General features: G+C 54.1%; 17 protein-coding genes. 5 read left to right on the top strand and 12 right to left on the bottom strand.

Annotated features, from left to right (window positions below):
• Positions 1-27 precede the first annotated feature (27 nt).
• From glpD to ACP7IZ_RS00170, 10 genes are all read right to left on the bottom strand, one after another.
• A complete protein-coding gene (gene glpD, locus ACP7IZ_RS00215; protein ID WP_089178968.1) occupies positions 28-1,548 on the bottom strand; it encodes a glycerol-3-phosphate dehydrogenase in 1,521 nt (506 codons plus the stop codon).
• Between the two features lie 140 nt (positions 1,549-1,688).
• The gene (locus tag ACP7IZ_RS00210) at positions 1,689-2,459 is read right to left on the bottom strand and encodes a DeoR/GlpR family DNA-binding transcription regulator (protein WP_006115322.1); all 771 of its coding nucleotides are present in this window, start codon (positions 2,457-2,459) and stop codon (positions 1,689-1,691) included.
• The gene (gene recQ, locus ACP7IZ_RS00205; RefSeq protein WP_426847382.1) at positions 2,456-4,336 is read right to left on the bottom strand and encodes a DNA helicase RecQ; all 1,881 of its coding nucleotides are present in this window, start codon (positions 4,334-4,336) and stop codon (positions 2,456-2,458) included. The genes ACP7IZ_RS00210 and recQ overlap by 4 nt, the downstream gene beginning before the upstream one ends.
• A 4-nt stretch (positions 4,337-4,340) precedes the next feature.
• A complete protein-coding gene (locus ACP7IZ_RS00200) occupies positions 4,341-4,718 on the bottom strand; it encodes an OmpA family protein (RefSeq protein ID WP_426847381.1) in 378 nt (125 codons plus the stop codon).
• A gap of 78 nt (positions 4,719-4,796) precedes the next feature.
• Positions 4,797-6,491, bottom strand: coding sequence for a thiol reductant ABC exporter subunit CydC (gene cydC / locus ACP7IZ_RS00195; protein ID WP_426847380.1), 1,695 nt, complete (start codon positions 6,489-6,491; stop codon positions 4,797-4,799).
• Positions 6,492-6,493: 2 nt separating this feature from the next.
• Positions 6,494-8,215 (bottom strand): thiol reductant ABC exporter subunit CydD, encoded by a 1,722-nt coding sequence (cydD, locus tag ACP7IZ_RS00190; RefSeq protein ID WP_426847379.1) that lies wholly within the window; start codon positions 8,213-8,215, stop codon positions 6,494-6,496.
• Positions 8,216-8,307: 92 nt separating this feature from the next.
• A complete protein-coding gene (locus ACP7IZ_RS00185) occupies positions 8,308-9,990 on the bottom strand; it encodes a sensor histidine kinase (RefSeq protein ID WP_426847644.1) in 1,683 nt (560 codons plus the stop codon).
• A 101-nt stretch (positions 9,991-10,091) separates the two neighbouring features.
• Positions 10,092-10,304 (bottom strand): NepR family anti-sigma factor, encoded by a 213-nt coding sequence (locus ACP7IZ_RS00180; protein ID WP_003624310.1) that lies wholly within the window; start codon positions 10,302-10,304, stop codon positions 10,092-10,094.
• A gap of 74 nt (positions 10,305-10,378) precedes the next feature.
• Positions 10,379-10,972: a sigma-70 family RNA polymerase sigma factor gene (locus ACP7IZ_RS00175; protein ID WP_426847378.1), complete on the bottom strand. Its 594-nt coding sequence runs from the start codon at positions 10,970-10,972 to the stop codon at positions 10,379-10,381.
• A gap of 100 nt (positions 10,973-11,072) precedes the next feature.
• Complete coding sequence (locus ACP7IZ_RS00170) at positions 11,073-11,624, bottom strand: sigma-70 family RNA polymerase sigma factor (RefSeq protein WP_426847643.1); 552 nt, start codon at positions 11,622-11,624, stop codon at positions 11,073-11,075.
• Between the two features lie 88 nt (positions 11,625-11,712).
• Between ACP7IZ_RS00170 and ACP7IZ_RS00165 the strand changes: the two genes are divergently transcribed.
• The 3 genes from ACP7IZ_RS00165 (at position 11,713) to treF (ending at position 16,442) form a co-directional block, all read left to right on the top strand.
• Positions 11,713-12,462 (top strand): response regulator, encoded by a 750-nt coding sequence (locus ACP7IZ_RS00165; RefSeq protein ID WP_426847377.1) that lies wholly within the window; start codon positions 11,713-11,715, stop codon positions 12,460-12,462.
• A gap of 51 nt (positions 12,463-12,513) precedes the next feature.
• On the top strand, positions 12,514-14,322 hold the full coding sequence (locus tag ACP7IZ_RS00160; RefSeq protein WP_426847376.1) for an ABC-F family ATP-binding cassette domain-containing protein: 1,809 nt from the start codon (positions 12,514-12,516) through the stop codon (positions 14,320-14,322).
• Between the two features lie 65 nt (positions 14,323-14,387).
• Positions 14,388-16,442, top strand: coding sequence for an alpha,alpha-trehalase TreF (gene treF / locus ACP7IZ_RS00155; protein ID WP_426847375.1), 2,055 nt, complete (start codon positions 14,388-14,390; stop codon positions 16,440-16,442).
• A 15-nt stretch (positions 16,443-16,457) separates the two neighbouring features.
• On the opposite strand, the gene ACP7IZ_RS00150 is transcribed toward treF, so the two are convergent.
• Complete coding sequence (locus ACP7IZ_RS00150) at positions 16,458-17,573, bottom strand: S-(hydroxymethyl)glutathione dehydrogenase/class III alcohol dehydrogenase (RefSeq protein WP_426847374.1); 1,116 nt, start codon at positions 17,571-17,573, stop codon at positions 16,458-16,460.
• Between the two features lie 215 nt (positions 17,574-17,788).
• Between ACP7IZ_RS00150 and ACP7IZ_RS00145 the strand changes: the two genes are divergently transcribed.
• Positions 17,789-18,130 (top strand): zinc ribbon domain-containing protein YjdM, encoded by a 342-nt coding sequence (locus ACP7IZ_RS00145; protein ID WP_426847373.1) that lies wholly within the window; start codon positions 17,789-17,791, stop codon positions 18,128-18,130.
• A 59-nt stretch (positions 18,131-18,189) separates the two neighbouring features.
• Here ACP7IZ_RS00145 and ACP7IZ_RS00140 read toward each other — a convergent pair whose 3' ends face one another.
• Entirely contained in the window at positions 18,190-19,494 is a 1,305-nt protein-coding gene (locus ACP7IZ_RS00140; RefSeq protein ID WP_426847372.1) for an aromatic amino acid transport family protein, read from the bottom strand.
• A 227-nt stretch (positions 19,495-19,721) separates the two neighbouring features.
• On the opposite strand from ACP7IZ_RS00140, the gene ACP7IZ_RS00135 reads away from it, so the two are divergent.
• On the top strand, positions 19,722-20,636 hold the full coding sequence (locus ACP7IZ_RS00135) for a ketopantoate reductase family protein (RefSeq protein ID WP_426847370.1): 915 nt from the start codon (positions 19,722-19,724) through the stop codon (positions 20,634-20,636).
• Positions 20,637-20,646: the final 10 nt, after the last annotated feature.

Raw genomic sequence — 20,646 nt, 5'->3', positions numbered from 1 at the left:
AAAGGACGTATCTATGGTTCTCAGATATCAGGCAAGTTTCTTCCCGACATATGCTTCAACATTGGCTTTTTCTGCATCGCTCAGATGCAGACCCAGCTTGCTGCGGCGCCACAGAACATCTTCTGCCGTGCGAGCCCATTCGCGAGAGATCAGATAATCTACTTCACGCGATGTTAAGTCACCGCCCAGCACTTCGCCCATATCCTGCATGCTATTGGCTTCACCAATAATTTCGTAGGTGCGGCTGCCATAATTGCGCATCAGGCGCCATGCAAGACCTTCTGGCAGCCATGGGGCTGTACGGCGCAGGCGCGCCAGAGCCTGATCAAAGCCGCCATCCCCCAAGTCACCACCGGGCAGAACTTCCTGTGCAGTCCAGCTTTCGCCACCCACTGCGGGCAGAACAGGTGCCAGTTTTTCCAGCGCGTGTTCGGCCAGTTTGCGGTATGTGGTGATCTTGCCGCCAAAAATGGAAAGCAGTGGCGCACCGTCCTGCGTATCCAGATCCAGCACGTAATCACGCGTTACGGCAGAAGCGTTGGCAGAGGCATCATCATACAGCGGACGCAGGCCAGCGTAGCTCCACACCACGTCGCTTTCTTTCACCTGCACGTTCAGGTAGCGGTTTACGCTTTCACACAGGTAAGTCACTTCATCGGGCGCAATGTTCACTTTGCCCGGTTCCTGCTTCCACGGAATATCGGTGGTGCCGATCAGCGTAAACTTCTGTTCATACGGAATAGCGAACACAATACGCTTATCCGGATTCTGGAAGATGTAAGCCTGCGGGCCTTCATACACACGCGGCACAATAATATGGCTGCCTTTGACCAACCGAACAGATTTGGAATTCGGGATCTTCAGCGTATCGGCCAGCAAACGTGCAACCCACGGGCCAGCCGCGTTGACCAGCGCCTTGGCGCGTACGGTTGTGGTTTTGCCGGTTGCGCGGTCTTCCAGCGTGGCTTCCCACACACCGTTGGCGCGGTTGGCCGCAATCAGGCGTGTGCGTGTACGCACATCTGCGCCACGTTCTGCGGCATCCATGGCGTTCAGCACCACAAGGCGGCTGTCCTGCACCCAACCATCGGAATACACAAAACCTTTGGTGTATTCTGGCTTCAGAGCCGCGCCGGATGAATGCGTGCGGAAATCAATGCCGCGAGACTTCGGCAGTGTCATGTTGGAGGCGAGGTGATCGTAAAGGAACAGGCCAGCCTTAAGCATCCACGCCGGGCGCACCAGTTTGGAATGAGGCAGCACAAACCGAAGTGGCCACATAATATGTGGGGCCATTTTCAGCAGGCGTTCACGTTCCATAAGGGCTTCGCGCACCAGGCGGAATTCGTAATATTCCAGGTAACGCAAGCCACCGTGGATCAGCTTTGTGCTGGAAGAGGATGTGTAGCTGGCAAGGTCATCCTGTTCTACCAGCAGAACAGAGGCGCCACGGCCAACAGCATCTCGTGCGATGCCTGCGCCGTTTACCCCTCCTCCAACAATGAGCAGATCATAAATGCGGGCGGGAGATGCAGTAGGTGTGGTCATGGTTTCTTCCGGTTTCGGTCAGAACGCAAACTTCTGTCTTTTATTCGTATTCGAAAAGAAAACGCAAGAAGAATGGCGTCAATATGGCCAGATGGCGGTTTTTAACGGCCCTTCCTGCTTTCCTTTACGAAAATCATGGATCATGGTTGGGCAATATGCAGTTTGATATCGTGTTCTTTTAACAGCGCGCGAATGCCCGCTGGTGGTGGTTGATCGGTATAAAACGCGTTGACCTGCGTAATATGCCCTACCCGCGCCATGGGTCTGCGGCGGAACTTGGTATGGTCTGCCAACAAAAAAACAGTGCGGGCATTGCGCAGAATGGCCTGTGCAGCGCTAATTTCATCTGCATCAAAATCCAGCAATGTGCCGTCTTCATCAATGCCGCTAATGCCGATCACGCCAAAATCCGCCCGGTATTGTTCCATCATGGCGGCGGCGGTGGGGCCAACTATGCCGCCATCACGCAGGCGAACGTGCCCACCCGTAATAATCAGACTACATTCCGGAGCGGGGGCCAAAAGCGTGGCTACATGAATATTGTTGGTAATCACCCGCAGTGCCTTATGGGTGCGGAGAGATTGAGCAAAGGCTTCTGTGGTTGTGCCGATATTGATGAAAAGCGAAGCCCCGTTGGGAATGGCCTGTGCGGCATTACGCCCAATGGCTTCCTTTTCGCGCAAATTCAGGATCTGCCGATCGGAATAAGAAATATTTTCTGATGGCGAAAGAGAGCTGGCCCCACCATGATGGCGCGCCAGCAGCCCTTGTGCGGCCATGATGTTGACGTCTCGGCGCACGGTTTGCACGGTAACATTGAGTTCACGCGCCAAATCTTCACTGGTTGCATAGCCGTGTTGCTGCACCAGCTTAAGAATGCGAAACCGACGTTGTTGCACTGCCTGTGTCATGTCTGCGCTGTCTCAAGAACCTCCAGCACGGCTTCTCCATACCGTTCCAGTTTGGAGCGCCCTACCCCTTTGATATCTCCCAGCTCATCCAAATCTGAGGGTTTTTCCATGGCGATATCGCGCAGCACGGAATCATGGAAAATAACGTAAGGCGGAATTTCCTGTTCCTGTGCTTCTTCCCGACGCCATTGGCGCAGGGCATCAAACAAGGCTTTGCTATCTTCCGTAAGGGCAATGCCTGCGCTTTGGCTGCTGCGGTCTGATATGCGGCTGGCTGTTTCCACGACAGGGTCTGCGCGTAGGTGAATTTCTTCCTCCCCGCGTAAAATGGGGCGCGCTACATTCTGGTTTAAAATCAGGCCGCCATATTGGCCTTCTGTGCGCAAGGCCCCACGCGCAATAAGCTGGCGCACCACGCCGCGCCAGAACTGCTCGCTTTTATCCTTACCAATACCCCACACGGTCAGCTTGTCATGCCCATTACGCTTAACGGCTTCTGTGGTTTTGCCGCGCAGCACACTGATAACATGCAGCGCACCAAAACATTGCCCAGTGCGATACACAGCAGAAAGCAGCTTGCGGGCGGCTTCTGTGCCATCAAATGTTAGCACCGGATGTAGGCAGTTATCGCAATGGCCGCAGGGTTCGGCCAGTTCCTCACCAAAACAATGCAATAACGCACGGGTGCGGCAACCCGTGGTTTCGGTTAGTGCGATCATGGCTTCCAGCCGGCTGCGCATAATCCGTTTTTCGCTTTCTGGCGCGGCGGATTGATCCAGCCAATAACGGGCGCGAGCCATGTCCTCCCCGCCGTAAAGCAGAAGTGTGTCAGATGGCAGGCCATCGCGCCCTGCCCGGCCAATTTGCTGATAATAGGCCTCTGGCGAGGATGGCATATCCAGATGCACAACAGCGCGCACGTCTGGCCTATCTATGCCCATGCCAAAGGCGACAGTGGCAACAATAACAAGGGGTTCACCAGACCGAAAACGCAGGAGTGCGGCACGTTTTTCTATGGGGGAAAGCCCGGCATGATAGGCCAAGGCAGGCCACCCGCGTTCACGCAGAGAAGCGGCCATGCGTTCTGTGCGGGCACGGCTGCCGCAATATACAATACTGGCGGCATCCTTATGCCGCTCCAGTGCTGTAATAAGCTGGCGGGTTTCAGACGCTTTGGGCTGCACGGAAATGTTGAGGTTAGGCCGATGAAAGCTGGAAACCAGCACCTCGGCATGCGGCATATCCAGCGCCGTTAGAATATCTTCCCGCGTGCGTTCATCCGCGGTAGCGGTAAGGGCAATACGTGGCACATGCGGAAAATGGCGCGGCAACGCTGTAAGGGCGCGGTATTCTGGCCGGAACTCGTGCCCCCATGCCGAAATACAATGTGCCTCATCAATAGCGATAACCGAAAGCGGTATGCGCACAAGCCTGTCCAGCGTGCCAGATGAAAGCAGCCGTTCTGGGGAGATATACAGCAGGTCTATCCGCCCATTTGCCAGATCTGACCTGATTTTGGCGGCTTCATCCCCTTCCAGTTCAGAATGGAGGGCCGCTGCATTGATGCCAAGTTGGCGTAGGCCTGCAACCTGATCATCCATAAGGGCAATAAGGGGTGAAATAACCAGCCCCATGCCTTCGCGGCACAGGGCGGGTATTTGGTAGCAAACACTTTTGCCGCCGCCGGTTGGCATAAGCACCAGTGTATCTCTGCCTTCCATAACGCATTCAACGGCTTGCGCCTGAAGGCTGCGGAAACCCGGAAAGCCAAAAACCGCCTGCAGAACCTCCTGCGGCGGTTTGCCAGCAAACCGGTCCCGTTCCAGCCTGCTATGTGAAAACTGAGAGGGCGTGGATATGGAGCCGGTTTCTGTCATTCTATCAGGGGTTGGCCAGTTCGATCTCCACGCGGCGGGAGCCAACCTGCATACCTTCGCTGCTGGAAGGTGCGCGTGGGGTCTGAACGATATGATCACCCGCCACACCATCTTCGCTCAGCTGCTGGGCAACAGCTTTGGCGCGCTGAATGGCTAAAAGCGCATCTGCAGAAAGATCCTGCCCTGCATGTGCGTAACCTTCCACCTTTACAATGCGGGAAGGATGCTTTCTGGATTCGTCTGCCACCTGCAACAGGACATTGCGAGCATTGTCATCCAGCTCTGTTGAACGAGCGGAGAAGAAAACCACGTATTTGCGTGGTGCATTGCCAGCACAAGCAGCCAAAAGGCAGAGACCAGCAACAGGAAGCAAGCGGCGCATATAAAATGTCCTAATCAAGATATGTCATTATTTCCTAACTGGTGCCCTGCCGGGGGCATTACGTCAACATAGATTTGTTTATGCAACGGCGGCCTTGGCAACTCCGGCAGAAAGCCGCCAGATGCGATCCAGCTTTTCAACGCCAGTCAGGCGGTGCGCGATAAGGATAACTGTGCGCCCTTCTGTAACGGTATTGAGTGTGTGCAGGAAGTCCTGCTCGGTCTGGGCATCCAGCCCAGTGGCGGGTTCATCCAAAATCATGATGGGAGCTTGCGTCAGCAATGTGCGGGCCAGCGCAATACGCCGTCCCTGCCCGCCAGATAGCCGCACACCGCCTTCACCCAGCCATGTATCCAGCCCTTCTGGCAGGTTACGCACAACATCTGCAATGGCGGCTTCTTCCAACGCCTGCCACAGGTCTTCTTCCCTAGCATCTGGGCGGCCCAGTAGCAGGTTGGCGCGGATGGTATCATCAAACAGATGCGTGGCTTGGGAAAGCCATGCGATACGCCGGCGCAAAGAGTCTGCCTTAATGCGGGAAATGTCTTCCCCGCCCAGTGTGATTGTTCCGGCTTCTGGTGTGGCAGCTTTAAGAAGGAGAGCTGCAAGGCTGGATTTGCCCACGCCAGATGGCCCCAGAATGGCCACGCGTGCACCTGCGGGAATATCCAGCGTAAGGCCATCAAACACCCATGGGCGATTTGCAGCCCAGCGGAACTTTACGCCTTCTACATGGATATGCGTATCTAGCGGTGCATCTGTTTGCTCAGACGCGGGAATGGTGATGGCGGAAGGTTGTTCAGCCACTTCCACTACGCGGCGTGCTGCTGCCCCCATTGCACCAGCTTGTAGCCCCGCACGGGTAAGTGCAGCGGCACTTTCAAAAGCAGCAACGGTTAAAAACAGAATGCCCACGCCTTCCAGTGCAGGAATATGTTCTGCAAACAGGCCGCCAATGCTTAGGAGCACAGCAAACACGGCAATCTGTCCGGCCAGAAAGGCCATGGCGTTGGCAAGGGCCGCCCGCCGCGCCAAGCGGAGCTGGTCTTGCAGGAGAGCGGCATCTGCTGCCTGCACACGTGCCAGCATACGGCCTTCTGCGCCAAAAGCGCGGATTTCACGCAGGCCACCAACCAGATCCAGCACCGTAATGCGCAAATGGGCCAGATGATGCACGATCTGGCTGGCAGATGCTCGGCTGGAGCGCGCAATCATCCACGGCACCACAAAGGCAGAGCAGGCAAATAGCAGCCCTACAACAAGGCCCAGCAATACACTGGCATGGCCCGCAATAATAACGAGGGCCGGAAATGTAACGCAGGCACAGATAAGTGGCACCACAATGCGCAGGTAAAGGCCGTCCAACGTGCCAATGTCTGAAACAAGGCGGGAAAGCATATCCCCCGCCCGACGGAAGCCCAGACCGGCAGCAGCACCCTGCGCGAGGGAGCGGAAAAACCACACACGCAAATCAGCCAACGCGCGGAACATGGCATCATGCGCAAACAGGCGTTCTGCATAACGCAGGATCACACGGCCCGCACCAATCCAGCGCAAAGCCGTTGTGGCAATAACAATTTCGCCCATAACGCAACCGGCCAGCCGCAGCCCAGATGTTTGCATGAGCGCCAGACCAAAAGCCAAGGCCAGCAGAGCCAGAACAATACCGCCAGCAAGGCGAACACCCTGCTTGCGCCAGAGCGCAAAAACAGTGCGGATGGCTTGCCAATCTGTCAGTTCCCCGGTGGGGCGTGGGTTAGGGAGAGAGGTCATGCTCAGGCTGCTCCCTGTCGGCTGATAACGCGGCCGCCGGCCAGATCTATGCGGCGGCCTTTGAACATATGCACGGCGGCAGAATGGGTGGCCAGAATAACGGTACGGCCTACGGCCAAGCGTTGCAGGCTTTCAAAAACGCTTTTTTCTGTTGCCGGGTCCAGATGTGCTGTGGGTTCATCCAACAGCAGCACCGGAGCGTTTTTCAGATAAGCACGCGCAATGGCAATACGCTGGGCCTGCCCACCAGAAAGACCAAACCCACCTTCCCCAATCCGGGTTTCAAGCCCTTCGGGCAGGCTGGGCAAAAACTGATCAACAGCAGCAGATTTTAGCGCGGCCTGAAGTTCGACATCGCTGGCATCGGGTTTTGCGAACAGAATATTCTCACGCAATGTGCCAGCAAACAGAACGGGTTTTTGCCCAATCCATGAGACCATGCGAGCCAGTGCGTCTGGCACAATGCTATCCAGCGGAGCGCCGTTGAACAGAACGCGCCCGGTATCGGGCTGAATGAAGCCGAGCAGCAATTCCATGATGGTGGATTTGCCAGAACCAGAAGCCCCGGCCAGAATCAGCGTTTCACCTGCAGGCACAGTAAAGCTGACATGGTCTAGCGCTAAACCGCGCGCTGGGTCCCATGAAAAACTGACATCATCAAAGGAGACCATCACGCCATTGGCGTTGACGGTGCGGGCGCCCTCCGGCGCAGGGCGTTCTTGAGCTTCAGGGAGTTCCAGAACAGCTGTAGCAGCCCCTTGGGCGTGTGCTCTATCCTGATAAGCAAGGGCCAAGCCACGGAGGGGGGCAAAAAACTCCGGCACAGCCAGCAAAACAAACAGCCCCGCCGTAACAGCATGCACCAATGCGGGGGCGCTTCCCTCCGCCTGTAGGGCCAGAGCCTGCCGGCCATCCATAATGGCGATGGCAATAAGAGCAACAACCATGGCGCAGTCGATAGAGGCGGAAGACAGAAAGGCAACCCGCAGCACCTTCATGGTGCGTTGGCGCAGTTCTTCTGCGGCATCGCCCAGCTTGCGGGTTTCATCTTCCGCGCGGCCAGCCAGAACAATGGTGGCAATACCTTTAACGCGATCTAAAAACCGAGCTTGCAGGCGTGTCATGGCCAGAAATTGATTGCGGGAAGCCACAGCCGCCCCAATACCAAACAGAGCCTGCCCGAAAGGTACGGCTATACCGCATAGGCCCAGAACCAGTGCTGCATGTGGCTGCACAATGGCTATGGGAATAAGAATGGCAACAGGTGCAGCAATCCAAAGAATAGAGGCTGGGATCCAACGGCCAAAAAAGCCATCCAGTGCTTCCACCCTATCTACAATGGTGGAAGCCAGCACCCCGCTATGCACGCGGCGCAAAAGTGCAGGCCCACCTGTAAGAACAGAGGCCAGAACCTCACCACGCAACCGGCGGCGTGCGGCAATGCCTGCACGCGCGGCACCTGTATCGGCCTGAACCATAACCAAAGCGCGTAGAATGGCCAGAACCGGAAAGGCCAGAAAAGGCCATACAGGCATAGGGCCTGCGGCATCTGCCATCTTCCAGTTAACCAGGGCATGCCCCAGCACAACGGCCACACACCAGACCTGCCCTATACCGACAAGACTGGAGAGCAGCCCGGCTCCAACCACTGATCGCGCTGCCTGACGCCCCAGACGCGATTGTGTCCGTGTCCAGTTGCGGATTGCTGCTTTCTCGTTGCTCATAACACAAGGCGTTTATACCGACAGACGCAAGACGCAAACAGTTTAGAAAGCCATCCCCCGCTGCAATCTGGGCATAGCGTGCATTTTTTGCCTTATTTTCTGGCCTCTGGCGGGTTTTCTGGCAGGCGCATCACCAATGTATATTGCACGCCGCCTTCCCCTTTATACGTAAGCGTTGCTTTAAGCTGGCGCGCAAATGCGTGAATAAGTTTTAGGCCAATGCCTTGATGTATCGGCGGATCTTCCCACGCGCACCCTACCCCGTTATCCCCAACCTGAAGGGTGAGTTGCCCGTGGCTGCGGTGCAGGCGCACAAAAATGGTGCCTTTCTGGCCATCCGGAAAAGCATATTTAATGGAGTTGGTGATAATTTCCGTAACGATCAGGGCAAGCGGCACGGCTTGATCCGGGTCCATCCAGAAACTGTCTGAAATCACATCCAGCGTAATGCGCCCAAATTCAGATTCTCCGGCAATGTGAAGCGTCTGCTCACAAAGCTCTTGCAAAAAGACAGACATGTTCAGGCTGTTCAGGGCATCTTCTGCATAGAGTGTCCGATGCAGTGTTGCCAACGCCCGAATTCTATCTCGCGCCAGGGCAAATTCTGCCCGCACCTCCGGGTGTTCAATCTGATTGGCCTGAAGGTTGAGCAAGGAAGCCACAATCTGGAGATTGTTCTTAACGCGGTGATGCACTTCCTTCATCAGCAGTTGCTGATGCGCCATGGCTTTTTTAAGCCGCGCTTCATGGCGGGAGAGGCGGCGTGTGGCACGGGTAAAAGCCTGCCCAAGGCGTTGAAGCTCAAGCGGCATGGAACGGGTGATGCGCGCATCAAAAATCCCTTCCATCTGCCATTTCTGCACGGAGTATGTGAGGCGGCGCAAAGGGCCTATCAACACAATATTGGCGGCCAACGTAACGGCAACAAGCCCGATAACCAGCAGCAGCACCAACCCTACAATTTGCAGGATCATGGTATGCAGGGCATCAGATTCCATGGATGTGCGTTGGGTAGAAACCAGAATATCCGCCCCACCCGCAATAGCACCCAGTGCGTATCCCGCCAGCCCGGTGGGGAGCGTGATAATGCTGCGCTCACTGTTTTCCAGCGCGTTTTTGAGTTCATGCACAATGGAAGGCGGCGGAGGTTGCCATCCGCAATCTGAACATACGGGCAGCAATTGCCCATTATGCATCAGCAGCCATGCCTGTATGGGGTTATCGTCCTCTGCAAAAACCTGCCAGCCGGAGGCGCTGCCCAGATATGCCCTTTGCCGAGATATCTGGAGAATACCCATTAGATAACCATGTGCTTCTGGTAGAGCTAGAAACCCTGCGGGTACGGTAATCCGCAAAAAAGCGCCACCTTCACCCGGTCCACCACTGGTCTGCACGGCTTCAAGTAGTGTGGAATGCACATCGGTTGGTGCAGAAAGCGCCCCTACCTCCGCACATCCTCGCCCTTGGGGGGAAACGGATTGTATGGGCTTTCCTTCATCATCCAGCACGGAAAGAAAGCAGTAACGCTGCCCACTAATGGTTTCCATAAGCCGCAGGGCATGCACGATCTGATCGGGGGTCAGATCCATATGGCCTATGGTTTCAAGGGCGCTACGTAATCTATCTGTATCATGGCGGAATTGCAGGTCCAGCCGCATAATGGCGTTGCCAGCACGCTGCGCACTGCCAAGAGTAACTTCGCGGTAATTATGCAGCGCCAGTACGGCGCCAATGGCAATAACAGGAACGGCTGAAAGGCAGATCAGCAGCCGCATTCGTGCGCTTGTGGTGCTGAAAATACGCCCCAGACCAGACAGAAGGGAGGCCGCTACCCGGCTTGCAGGGCCTTCCCCTCGCCCACTGATATGCAAAATGCTTAATCCTGTTTTTCTCGATCTTCCTGAATAAGCTTAAGCAGCTCTTCAGGCACGGGTTCATTCACAACGTTATCGAACATCTGGTGCAGGCCACGCTTTAGCCATAGGTCAAAAGCTTTATCCCGCTTTTTTTTCGGCTTTCGGGAGTGGGCGTCGTCTCTCCTTTTTCCCATCCTGAACTCCGGTTTCTGCCATGCCATCCATCCGGGCATGGCCTGTTGGGTGCTGTGTTTGCACGACTCTGCGGGCTTTGGGTCCCTAACATCAGTATCGTACGCCATTGCGCTTATGCCGTCTGCTGTGCGTTACGCGTTGTGTTTCGGGCCGTGCGGGTTTTGCGTCGGGTAGAAGAAACTCTTGTGGTAGATTCTGCGCTTGTTTTGCCAGAAACACCGCCTTCGTCTTCTCCCATCAGCCAGACTTCCAGCTGTCGGCGCGCCCGAAAGACCCGGCTTTTTGCTGTACCCACAGCGCATCCGGCAACGTCTGCCAGTTCCTGATAGCTCATCCCCTCCAGAACACCCAAGACCAAAGCTTCCCGCTGGTCGTCTGGCAGCCGTGCAAGCGCTGCATCCAGCTCCTTCAGAGCCAGCCTGTCTTCATGCCGCCCGCTTACAGACAACAGGGATTGAGGGGTATCATCAATGTTCCCGACTTCCCGCTTTTTGCGCAGGTCGGAGATAAAACGGTTACGCAAGATACGGTGCATCCATGCAGCAAAATTGGTGCCCATTACAAAACTGTCCTGCGCCGCCAAAGCATTGCACACAGTATCCTGCACAAGATCTTCGGCCATAGAACGGTTGCGGGTAAGCGCCAATGCCTGCACGCGCAGCTTGGGGAGGATAGCGATAACCTGATCATGGAAAGAGGCTGTCATTTTTGTGTTCTCCGCCTTGTGGATCTCTTACCCCTTCAATGTTTGGCGAAGTGGAAAGGTTACATTCAAAAACAAGCGAGTGTTCACGAAAACGAGAGCCTTAGGTTTGTGTGCCCTCTGGCCCATTTTTTCCATCCTGCGTGGCCATAACTTTTTTAAGCGCGGCCCGCGCGCGGGAAACGCGGGCCTTCATGGTGCCCACTTCTACCCCACATATGTCTGCGGCTTCTGCGTATGTTAGCTCTTGCGCACCAACAAGCACCAAAGCCTCACGCAGGAGCGGAGATATCTGCCACAACAGGCTTTCCAGCTCCTGCATTTCGGTTTGCGCGTGCGGTGACGATTCGGAGGTTGATGCGGGATGGTGCCCGTAATCTTCCAGCGCAATGCGTTCCCTACGGCCTTGGCGGTGCTGTTCCAAAAACAGATTGCGTAAAATGGCAAAGCACCATGCCCGCAGGTTTGTGCCGGGTGTAAAGCTTTCTGCCTTATCCAGAGCACGCACAATTGTGTCTTGCACCAGATCATCTGCAATGGCGGAATCACGCGCCAGAAAGCGTGCAAACCCACGTAATGCAGGGATAATTGCAAGAAGTTCTGTGCGAAACGTGCGCCGCGTGGCAACATGGGTGGAATGTGGAGTGCGAGTCAGGATAAATCCCCTTTCCGGAAAGCCGGTGCGCGTGCATCATCGCGTTCTCGCATGTTTTTGTCATGACCCATTATGAAGGAGACTTGCCATGTCAGAGTCGCTGCGTGACGGCCTGATCCGGGCCCTCCCTTATGGCAGACGTTACGCGCGGGCGCTGACAGGCAGCCAACCAGAAGGTGATCTGCTGGTGGCCGAAAGCCTGCGCGGCCTTTCTGCGCAACGGCTGAAGGAAGGCTTCACGCCCCTCTATCAGCTCTATGAGGCAATTTCAGGGCTGTTTTCTCGCAAGGGGTTTGCTGCGGAATATGATGTTGCAGGGCTTTCTGTAACACAGCGCCAGCTTTTGCTTTTGATCACGCTGGAAGAAGTGCCGGTTGAAATGGCCGCGCGGATTACAGGCGTGCCCCCCAAGCAAGCGGAACAGGAACTGGAAGACGCACAGGGCCGCCTGCACAAAAATGTACAGACATCCGTGCTGATTATTGAAGATGAACCCATTATCGCCATGGATATCGAACAGCTTGTGCTGCAATGCGGGCATCAGGTAGCCGGCATAGCCCATACACAGGCGGATGCGGTAAAATTGGCCAAAGAAACCAAGCCGGGGCTTATTTTGGCAGATATCAACCTTGGCCCTGGGGGAGATGGCATACAGGCGGTGGCAGAAATTACCTCCTCCTTCAATGTGCCGGTTATTTACGTAACAGCGTATCCCGAACGTCTGCTGACTGGGGAAACCATGGAACCCAGCTTTGTTATTACCAAGCCGTTTGACCCCCTCACCCTTGCTGTTGCCACGTATCAGGCTGTCAGTAGCGCACGCACACAGGCTGCGTAACCAAATCAGCCTTTATTGCTCTTTCATAAATACGGATTATCTTTTCTAAGCATGGCGCATCCTCCTTTACTCCACCTGCAGGACATCACTCTTACACTGGGGGGGAACCCACTTCTGGATGGCGCTGGCTTTGCCGTTGGTCGGGGTGAGCGGCTGTGCCTTGTGGGCAGAAACGGCTCGGGTAAGTCCACTCTTCTCAAAATAGCGGCTGGTGTTATTCAGCCGGATTCAGGCTCTGTTTTTGTGCAGCCCGGTGCTTCCCTGCGCTATCTGCCGCAGGAGCCGGATTTAACCGCCTATGCCACAACAGCAGATTACGTGGTGGACCAGATAGGAGACCCGGACATGGCATGGCGAGCTGCGCCATTGCTGGATGCGCTGGGCCTTACGGGCAAAGAAAATACGCAAAACCTTTCTGGCGGTGAAGGCCGGCGTTGCGCCATTGCCGGGGCGCTGGCTGCGGCTCCTGATGTGCTGTTGCTGGATGAACCGACCAACCATCTGGACATGCCCACCATTGAATGGCTGGAGCGTGAATTGCTGAGCCTTGGTTGCGCCATGGTGATTATCAGCCATGATAGGCGGCTTCTTTCTACGCTGTCACGCTCTGTTGTGTGGCTGGATCGGGGGGTAACCCGCAGGCTTGATGAAGGCTTTGGGCGGTTTGAGGCCTGGCGTGAAGAGGTGCTGGAACAGGAAGAGCGCGATGCGCACAAACTGGACCGGCAGATTGCGCGAGAAGAAGACTGGATGCGTTATGGCGTAACCGCACGCCGTAAACGTAACGTGCGCCGCGTGCGAGAACTGGCAGATTTGCGCACCGCCCGTAAGGAAGCTATTCGCGCCCCCGGTACCCTCACCCTGAACACGCAGGCCGCTGCAACATCCAGCAAGCTGGTGGCCGTAGCTGAAGATATCAGCAAGGCATGGGGTGAAAAACAGGTGGTTCGCCATCTGGACCTGCGTATTCTGCGCGGAGACCGGCTGGGTATTGTTGGGGCCAACGGTGCAGGCAAAACCACATTGCTGCGTATGCTCACAGGACTGGATCAGCCCGATAGCGGCACAATCTCGCTTGGCCCATCCCTCAATATGGTTACGCTGGACCAGCAGCGCCGGAGCTTAAACCCAGAACGCACCTTGGCCGATACCCTAACCGAAGGTGGCGGTGATATGGTGCTGGTGGGCACAGAAAAGCGCCACGTTATTGGGTATATGAAAGACTTTTTGTTCCGTCCGGAACAGGCACGCACGCCCGTAAGTGCTCTGTCTGGCGGGGAACGTGGGCGGTTGATGCTGGCCTGCGCCTTGGCCAAGCCTTCCAATCTGCTGGTGCTGGATGAACCGACTAACGATCTGGATCTGGAAACACTCGATATCTTGCAGGATATGCTGGCCAGTTATGAAGGCACAGTGCTGCTTGTAAGCCATGATCGTGATTTTCTGGACCGTGTTGCGACATCTGTTCTGGCAACGGAGGGAGATGGTAACTGGATAGAATATGCCGGTGGATACAGCGATATGCTGGCCCAACGGCACCAGAAACCACTTACAACCGCTGCCGTGGTGGAAAATGAACCTGCCAAACCCAAGGATGCGGCCCCAGCACGCGGCCCCGCCAAAAAACTGAGTTATAAGGACCAGTTCGCGCTGGATAATCTGCCCAAGGAAATGGAAAAGCTGGAAGCGCAGGCTGTAACGCTGCGTGAAAAACTGGCTGATCCAGACCTGTATGGCAAAAACCCAGCGCAGTTTGAAAAAATTTCGGTCGATTTACAAAAGCTGGAAACAAAGCTGGCCGAATCTGAAGAACGCTGGCTGGAACTGGAAATGAAGCGCGAAGCCCTGCAAGCAGATTAAAGGCTGGCGCATTTTTCAATCATCTTCGACTTGCAGGTAAGCAGTGGCAATGCCTATGTTTTGGTATGCCTTGTTTTACTGGTTCTCTTTATAAGCGCACTCTTCCTTTCTGTAGTGTGGCGCTTCTTGCTCTCCTAACCGCAGCGCCTATGGCGTACGCGCAGGATGTGTCTGGTGCTGCGGATGCTGAAGGCGCGCAACCATTGCTCAGTCTGGCGCCTTTACCGCCGGGGAGTACACAGCCAGCAGCCCCAAAGCCGGAGGGGCGAAAAGCGCCAGAAGTTATGGCCAAAAGCAAGAGTGAAGCGCCAGTAGCAGTGGAACAGGATATCCGTCCGCCTTCCATTGCGTTTGATGGGCTTTTTGCAGCCATCCATCAAACACGCATGTTTACAGACCCCAAAGTGGTTTCAGACATTGTGCCCGATCGCTCTCCTACTGATCTGGTGGCATTATGGAAGCAGGAAAAAGATAAGCCGGGCTTTAACCTGAAAGACTTTGTAACAGAGCATTTTACTATCCCTGCCCTGCGCTCTGCCGCCTATACGCGCAAGCCGGATGAAAGTGTGCGGGATTACATTTCCGGCATGTGGGATGTTCTGACGCGAGACCCGGACGTGGCCATGCCGTGGTCTACCCTACTGCCCCTACCCTATAAATATATTGTTCCGGGTGGGCGGTTTGCAGAGATTTATTACTGGGACAGCTACTTCACCATGATCGGCCTGTATGAGGATGATCATGTAGACCTTATGCGTGATATGGTGCGCGATATTGCATCGCTTATCGATACATATGGGCATATGCCCAATGGCAACCGCACCTATTACCTCAGCCGTTCTGGCCTGCCATTCTTTTCCCTCATGCTGGATTTGCTTGCCAGCCATGATGGGCAGATTGCCTACACATCCTTCCTGCCGGAACTGCAGAAGGAATATGATTACTGGACCTTGGGTGCGGCCAATCTGCCGCCGGGCATGGCGCGGCACCATGTGGTGCGCCTACAAGATGGTACCCTCATGTTCCGCCACTGGGATACGCGCAGCGCCCCGCGTGATGAAAGCTGGCCGCAGGATATGGCCACAGCGCAGGAAACAAGCCGCCCTTCTGGCGAAGTCTGGCGTGATTTGCGGGCCGCGGCGGAAACCGGGTGGGATTTTTCATCACGCTGGTTGGCTGATGGTAAAACGCTGACAACAATCCAAACCACATCACTGCTGACAATTGAGCTGAACTGTCTGATGGTGCATCTGGATCAGACACTCTCCCATGCCTATGCGCTGAATGGGCAGGAAGATAAGGCCAGTTATTACGCGCAGCAGGCAGAAATTTTACGTTCTGGTATTAATCGGTTTTTGTGGAACGAAAAACAGGGTGCCTATTTTGATTACAATTGGCGCACCGGGCGGCAGACGGATATCCTTTCCATTGCCACTTCCATGCCGCTGTTTTTGCATCAAGCCAGTGTCAATCAGGCCGATGCTGTGGCCGAAACCCTTAAAACCCGCTTGCTGCATGTGGGCGGTTTAACCGCAACAGAGCATCCAACAGGCCAGCAGTGGGATGCCCCAAATGGTTGGGCACCGTTGGAATGGATGGCCGTTAAAGGGCTGGAACAATATGGGCATCACGAATTTGCGGCCGATATTGCGCGCCGTTGGATGGCCCGCGTGATTGGCACCTTTGAACGCAGTGGTGTGTTGCTGGAAAAATACGATGTTTCTGCCACCGAGATCAGCCCAACAGGCGGTAAAGGTGGTGGGGAATACCCCATGCAGATTGGCTTTGGTTGGACGAACGGCACCTTGGTGGGCTTTATGAACCGCTACCCGCAAAATACGCGGCAGGTGTTGGATAATAACCCACTGGCAGATCAACCCTCGCAAGAACCTCTGCCCCCAATTGATGCGTGGGATGCAAAGGGCCCGGAAATTCCAGTGGAAGAACGTTCGCCCTTGCGTGGTGTGCCGTTGTCATCCCTCAATATGGAACAATTCAACAAGGATGATGATGGAGACGATGATGATGACGCCCCTGCGCAGGATGCCCCGCACAGTGCGCCTTCATCAGACAAACCGATCCAGCATAACGATCAGCCAGTTAAACCAAAGGATCAGTAAGCACCGGTTAGTGTATTACGGGGTGTAGTGAATTACACTCCGAATGGACTTGCCCTCGTGCATCAGGTCAAACGCTGTGTTGATATCTTCCAGCGGCATGGTGTGGGTTACAAATGGGGCCAGCTCAATTTTGCCTGCCATGGCATCTTCCACCATGCCGGGGAGCTGTGTGCGGCCTTTAACGCCACCAAATGCCGTGCCTTTCCATGTACGGCCCGTTACCAACTGGAACGGACGGGTGGAAATTTCCTTTCCGGCACCGGCCACGCCAATAACTACGGATTGGCCCCAGCCACGGTGTGCACACTCCAAGGCCGCGCGCATAACTTCAACATTGCCGATACATTCAAAGCTGTGGTCCACGCCCCAGCCTGTCATTTCAATAATAACCTGCTGAATGGGGGCCTCATAATCCTTGGGATTAATGAAATCCGTAGCCCCAAAAGCCTTGGCCAGTTCAAATTTGTCCGGGTTGGTATCAATAGCAAAAATCCGTCCGGCCTTGGCTTGGCGCGCGCCCTGAATAACGGCTAGCCCGATACCGCCCAATCCAAAAACAGCTACAGAATCCCCTTCTTGCACTTTGGCTGTGTTGTGTACGGCCCCAATACCTGTGGTAACGCCACAGCCCAGCAGGCAGACCTGTTCGGGGTTGGATTTTGGGTTGATTTTAGCCAAGGAAACTTCGGCTACCACCGTGTATTCACTAAAGGTGGAACACCCCATGTAGTGGTAAAGAGGCTGGCCTTTGTAGGAAAAACGGCTGGTGCCATCCGGCATCACGCCTTTACCCTGTGTGGCACGCACGGCAATGCACAAGTTGGTTTTGCCAGAAGTACAGAACTCACACTTACCGCATTCTGCCGTATATAGCGGAATAACGTGGTCTCCGGGCTTAACGCTGGTAACGCCTTCGCCAACTTCCATCACAATACCTGCACCCTCATGCCCTAGCACAACGGGAAATAGACCTTCAGGGTCCTGCCCCGAAAGAGTGAAGGCATCTGTGTGGCAAACGCCCGTGTTCAGGATTTTAACCAGAACTTCCCCGGCCTGTGGGGGGGCTACATCAATTTCAACAATTTCCAGAGGCTGGCCCGGTTTGAATGCAACTGCGGCGCGTGATTTCATGAAAACCTTCTCCTGTTCCTCAAGGCTGGCAGTAATCTGCCATATTCACTTGCCTGTTGATATTGAGAGTTCGGGGTGAACCCATCACAATTTCCCCTCAATATAAACATCGTGGTATTTCGTGTTCTCCATCATAAATGGTATTTATCAAAAACACCTTCTGCCCCTGCCCTTTGGGTTCAGGATTTCAGACGGAGAAATTAAAGGATGATAAAATGAAGTGCCCTTCTTGCGGTTCCGAGTATCCCTATCATGATGGAAATTTGTGGGTTTGCCCGGAATGTGCCCATGAATGGAATGAAGAAACCCAAGCGGATGCTGCAGAAGCAGAGGATTCATCTGTTGTGCGAGATGCCAACGGAAACCAACTTGCTGATGGTGATACGGTAACGGTTTTGAAAGACCTGAAAATTAAAGGATCTTCTCAGGCTGTTAAAGGCGGCACCAAGGTTAAGAACATTCGGCTGGTGGATGCGGGAGATGGCCACAACATTGCCTGTAAGATAGCTGGCTTTGGTGCGATGAACCTGAAATCAGAGTTCGTGAAGAAATCCTGATTAGTCAAGCAGAGGGCGCATGTTTGAACATACGCCCTCTGGTTTGTTGGGCTTTGTGTTTACATCCACGCCAACAAGGGTGAAATGCAAAGTAGAACGCCAATAAGGGTAATAAATACGAGGCTGGGCTTGCGATATTTGCGCAGATCAGGCGTTTTTACCACCAGCCAGACGGGTAGCAAGCAGCCAATAATACCAAAAATCGGGCTGCTGAATGTTGTAAAAGACAACACCGGCAAATTGGCAACCACCGCACCCCATGAAAGGAGAATAGCAAACCCCATAACGCCATACTGAACCCAGTTGCGGTGCAGATGCCCAGGTTTGACCCAATGCCCCAGCATGGAACTGAAAATACCCACGCTGGCTTCCCGAAAACCAAGGTAGACCCCAAAAAATGCTGTCATAACGGCAAAAAGGTTCAGAATAACGCCAATTAAGCTGATAGAACTTGCCGGAAATACCTGCGCAATAATGGCTAAGGCAGAAATGTTTTGCTGATACGCGGCAATGGCATCACTTGGCTTCATGGCCAGTGTAAAGGATATTGCGTAGAAAAAGACCGTTACAAACAGAATGGCAAAAGCAATATTCATGGCCCGCAAGGCCTTGTAACGCGCCACTTCTGGAGATTTTTCCCGTGCCCGGTAGGAAATAACCATTGGGCTGAGGGTTTGAATAAACAAAATGGACGTAAGCGTAAAAGGCAGCGTGATAACGGCTTTTGTTACCAACGTGCCAACGGGAGGTAATGCGCCAAGGTTGGCGGTGTTCCAGCGTGGGATCATGAAAATACCCATGGCTGCTACAATAAGCAGTTTGGTGATCACCATAAAGGAAGACATGCGGAACAGCAGCTTTTCCCCGCGAGAGGCCAAGCCTACCAGAACGGCCAGCAGAATAAGCGGGTACCACGCATAATTGGAAAGCAGATGCGGCGTTATGCCAAAGCTGTGCAAGTAAGATGCGCTATCCCGCGTAATGGCGGTGGCATATACAAACATCCATATAACCAGCATGACAAAATAGAGCGCACCCAATAATGTGCCCCAACCCCGCCCCAGATAGCTGGAGATCATATCTGGGTATGTCTGGCTGACGCGCGCAGATGCCAGTGTGTTGATGAACAGCCGCTGAAACAGATACATACCGGGGTATCCGACAACAGCAGACAGTAAAAACACCCACACGCCCATCAGCCCTACCTGAACGGGCAGAAACACAATACCCGCACCAATGGCCATGCCAATGCTCATGACAATCCAGCCGATATCTGTGCCATCAAACCGGGTTGCCTCTTTCCATTTCTGGGGAGAAAGCGCATCGGGTCCGGCGTTTAATAGGCGTGTATCAGGAGGCTGCATAAATGTTTCCGTAATCTAGGTGATCTCATTTATAGAACGAGTAGATTGAGAAAACGCATAAAACAACAAATTTTACGTAATCAGATAAATCAACGAATAAAAATCGTTAATTAAGAGCTTTAAAGCTAAAGCTGTGTCCGGCCAATACGCTTCATTTTAATGATGTCTGTGCTATGGGCGTTTTTAGCCATCAATCCCATCTTCTTAGCGGTATTGTTTTTATAAAAATGAACACACAGTTTTCTCCAAGCACCAAAACCGTTGCCCTTATCGGTGCTGGAGCCGTCGGGCTTTGTCTAGCTGCGGCTTTTATACGGGCTGGGTGGCAGGTTGTGGTGTGTGGAGCGCGGGCGCGCTTTCCTCAAATTGAAGAAACTGTAGGAACAGATACCCACACCTATTCTATCCGGCATGCTGCCACACCGGCAGATATTGGCCCTTGCGATACCGTTATTCTGGCCGTGAAGTCTTACCAAACCCAAGATGTCTCCGTCTGGCTAAGCGCGTTTAACCGGGCCAGCGCCACTTTTCTGGTTGCACAAAACGGGCTTGGACAAAAAGAGCGTGTGGCCGCCTATGCGCCACACGCCAATATTCTGCCAGCTATTGTTTATTTCAATGCGCAGCGTTTTGCCCCCGGCAGGGTCACGTTAAAGCGTATTGGAGCGCATGATTTATGCGTGCCAGATGATACCGCAGCACAATATTTTGCAGATGTTCTGCAAAAAGGAGGCATGCGGGTGCAGATAACAGCAGATATGGCCACTGCACTGTGGTTGAAATTGCTGGCAAATATTACAGCCAACCCTATTACCACGCTTACAGGCCGCCGCACAGGAATCATGCAAGAATGCACTATTCAGGCTGCCGCACGGCAGATTATGACCGAAGCAGTAAAGGTTGGGCAAGCTGAAGGCGCAAAACTAACCGCGCGGCATGTAGAGGATATTCTTTTATGGCTGCAAACCATACCGGCAGAAAGTGTCACATCCATGTTGCAGGATCGTCAGGCCGGACGACAGTTGGAATATGAAGCTTTAACAGGTTACGTTGTGAAAGCAGCAGAAAAACATGGAATTGATGTTCCACTGAACCATCTGGTTTTGTCTCTGTTATCTTCTATCCACCCCGCAGATCCGTAAAGGCACAGCA

Origin of the sequence: Acetobacter sp. AAB5 (assembly GCF_050106715.1) — a bacterium.
GTDB lineage: Bacteria > Pseudomonadota > Alphaproteobacteria > Acetobacterales > Acetobacteraceae > Acetobacter > Acetobacter oryzifermentans.
Note: the sequence above shows the minus strand (reverse complement) of the source record. Positions and strands in the feature narration are given on the sequence as shown.

What these genes read in the sequence shown, in the direction of transcription:
- glpD (WP_089178968.1), bottom strand. Translation starts at nt 1,548, where the DNA reads ATGACCACACCTACTGCATCTCCCGCCCGCATTTATGATCTGCTCATT.
- ACP7IZ_RS00210 (WP_006115322.1), bottom strand. Translation starts at nt 2,459, where the DNA reads ATGACACAGGCAGTGCAACAACGTCGGTTTCGCATTCTTAAGCTGGTG.
- recQ (WP_426847382.1), bottom strand. Translation starts at nt 4,336, where the DNA reads ATGACAGAAACCGGCTCCATATCCACGCCCTCTCAGTTTTCACATAGC.
- ACP7IZ_RS00200 (WP_426847381.1), bottom strand. Translation starts at nt 4,718, where the DNA reads ATGCGCCGCTTGCTTCCTGTTGCTGGTCTCTGCCTTTTGGCTGCTTGT.
- cydC (WP_426847380.1), bottom strand. Translation starts at nt 6,491, where the DNA reads ATGACCTCTCTCCCTAACCCACGCCCCACCGGGGAACTGACAGATTGG.
- cydD (WP_426847379.1), bottom strand. Translation starts at nt 8,215, where the DNA reads ATGAGCAACGAGAAAGCAGCAATCCGCAACTGGACACGGACACAATCG.
- ACP7IZ_RS00185 (WP_426847644.1), bottom strand. Translation starts at nt 9,990, where the DNA reads ATGCGGCTGCTGATCTGCCTTTCAGCCGTTCCTGTTATTGCCATTGGC.
- ACP7IZ_RS00180 (WP_003624310.1), bottom strand. Translation starts at nt 10,304, where the DNA reads ATGCCCGGATGGATGGCATGGCAGAAACCGGAGTTCAGGATGGGAAAA.
- ACP7IZ_RS00175 (WP_426847378.1), bottom strand. Translation starts at nt 10,972, where the DNA reads ATGACAGCCTCTTTCCATGATCAGGTTATCGCTATCCTCCCCAAGCTG.
- ACP7IZ_RS00165 (WP_426847377.1), top strand. Translation starts at nt 11,713, where the DNA reads ATGTCAGAGTCGCTGCGTGACGGCCTGATCCGGGCCCTCCCTTATGGC.
- ACP7IZ_RS00160 (WP_426847376.1), top strand. Translation starts at nt 12,514, where the DNA reads ATGGCGCATCCTCCTTTACTCCACCTGCAGGACATCACTCTTACACTG.
- treF (WP_426847375.1), top strand. Translation starts at nt 14,388, where the DNA reads ATGCCTTGTTTTACTGGTTCTCTTTATAAGCGCACTCTTCCTTTCTGT.
- ACP7IZ_RS00150 (WP_426847374.1), bottom strand. Translation starts at nt 17,573, where the DNA reads ATGAAATCACGCGCCGCAGTTGCATTCAAACCGGGCCAGCCTCTGGAA.
- ACP7IZ_RS00145 (WP_426847373.1), top strand. Translation starts at nt 17,789, where the DNA reads ATGAAGTGCCCTTCTTGCGGTTCCGAGTATCCCTATCATGATGGAAAT.
- ACP7IZ_RS00140 (WP_426847372.1), bottom strand. Translation starts at nt 19,494, where the DNA reads ATGCAGCCTCCTGATACACGCCTATTAAACGCCGGACCCGATGCGCTT.
- ACP7IZ_RS00135 (WP_426847370.1), top strand. Translation starts at nt 19,722, where the DNA reads ATGAACACACAGTTTTCTCCAAGCACCAAAACCGTTGCCCTTATCGGT.